The 2,033-nt window shown below is 71.5% G+C and carries 1 protein-coding gene; it reads right to left on the bottom strand.

Annotated elements, in window-relative coordinates; all coding sequences use genetic code 11:
• Positions 1–147: 147 nt before the first annotated feature.
• The gene (locus AX681_RS20855; protein WP_066656238.1) at positions 148–1,926 is read right to left on the bottom strand and encodes a hypothetical protein; all 1,779 of its coding nucleotides are present in this window, start codon (positions 1,924–1,926) and stop codon (positions 148–150) included.
• Positions 1,927–2,033: the final 107 nt, after the last annotated feature.

Here is a 2,033-nt window from a genome sequence, read left to right as displayed (position 1 = left end):
CCCCCCGGACGGTTTGATCCTTGCGGCGGTGCCTCCCCCGGCACCGCCGCTTTTCTTCTGCGTGGGGCGCAGGACATGGGGGGCGCAGCCGCGCGCGAACATCCCATGCCGGCTGCAGGATGCGATCGCCCGATCTTTGAGTTTGGATTAGCCGCGTGCGAGCAGCAGCAGGTCGCCGTCGGCGGCGGTCTCCGACACGCCCGCCATGGCAGCATCGAGCGCGGCCGGATTGACCGCGCCGCTGGGTGCGGCGAGCGCGCCCAGCGCCTCGCCCGCCTTGGTCCCGCGCAACGACGGGAGGTAACGCTTGCGCAGCGCAGCAAGCCCCGGCTCGTCGCCCAGCATCACCAGCGCAACCGCCTGACGCAGGACGGCGGCATTGCGGCCGGGGGCGAGGACGGCGCGATTGGCCTGCGCGAAACGGGCCCAGTCGCGCGCCTGCCACAGCATTTCGGCGCGCAGGTCGTCGGCGTCCGCAATCTGGTCCAGCATCGCCAGCGCATCGCCGCGCCGACCCATGCGCCACGCGGCGATCGCCTGCATCCGCTGACGATCCGCCGCGATCGGCGCGGGATAGTCCGGGCCGTCGCTCCGGCGCAGGATCGTCAGTACCTGATCGGGCTTGTCGGCAAGCAGCAGCAGGCGTGCAATGCGGACCGACAACGGTCCCTTGGCGATGTCGATCGCGCGGTTCTGCATCTGGTGCTGCAGCAACTCGGCGGCGCGGACATGCAGCCCCGCCGCAGACAGTCGATCGGCCAGCGTGCTCACCAGCAGGTCGCCCGGCGCGCCAGTCGGCGACAGGTCGCGATATTCCCAGAACAGCCCCGCCGCCTGTGCGATCGGGCGCTTGGGATCGTTGACCAGCGCCTGGAGATCGGTCTGGATCTGCGTCAGCGTCGATGCCGTCTGGGCACCAAGGTCGAAATGGCGGAACAGCGTGGCCGACGCGACGAGCGCAACGACCGGATCATGCATGCGCTCGGCAAGCTGCCATTTGAGGTCGAGCGCCGCGCGCTCGACCTCGCCGCCGCGCCAGCGAAAGGTGAGGGCGTCGAGCCGCTTGACGGCTTCGCCCGGCTTGATCGCGTTGCGCGTAACGGCGTCGCGGATCAGCGCGAGTTCGGCTTCGGCACGCTCGGCCGGGCTGCCCGACAGCATCACGCGATCAAGCCGTAGCTTGCCAGCTTCATGCTGGCCGGTCGCCAGCAACGCGATCCCGCGCAGCAGATTGGCGGCGCTATTCTGGTCCGGGGCCGCGGCAAGGAAGCGCAGGGCGCGGTCGTGATGACCCGACCGGCTCAGTCCTGCGGCAGCATCCAGCAGGAACGCCACGCGGTCCGCGCCGCGGTGCGCAAGGATCGCGGGCACCGCGCATTTGAGCAGCGCGCTGCCTTCGGCGCCGTCGATCACTGCGCGCGCGCGGATGCGCCACGCACAGGCTTCCGGGTCGGCCAGCAATTCGGGCGCGTTGAACCAGGTCAGCGCGACGGCATTGCGGCCCGCCAGGACCTGCGCCTTGCCCATCGCCAGCCGCCAGGCCGGCACCAGTTCGAGCGCGGCGTCGTCGCGCTGCATCGTTTCGAGCACGCCCAGCGCTTCGGCACCACGCCGCCCGTCGATCAGCGCGGTCGCCAGTTTCCAGCGCGCGGCCTGTCGCGTCTCGGCCGTGCTGCGCGCGATCAAGGACCAGGCGAGCGGAATGTCGATTTCCGACCGCGCACCCGGCACGGCGCGCGGCATTTCGGCGAGCTGCGCGGCAAAGGGCTGCGGCTTGACCACCGCACCGCCCGGGGCGGGCTTGGCCGCAGCGGTGGGCGGCGCGCCATGGGCCGGAGCCGCGTGCTTGGCGTCGCCCGCCGCCATCGCGGCGCTGGCGCTCCCGGCCAGCAGGGCCAGCGCAAGGATCGATCCGGACCGGGTCATGCGCGCAGCAGGAACCAGGCCTGGGCCACGCCGCCGACCAGCGCTGCCGACAAAAACAGAATGGTGATCAGCGCACGACCAATGCCCGGCTTGCCGTCGGGGCGGGG

Origin of the sequence: Sphingomonas sp. CCH9-E2, from assembly GCF_001557215.1 — a bacterium.
Classification (GTDB): Bacteria; Pseudomonadota; Alphaproteobacteria; order Sphingomonadales; family Sphingomonadaceae; genus Sphingomonas.
This window is presented reverse-complemented; position numbering and strand designations above follow the sequence as displayed.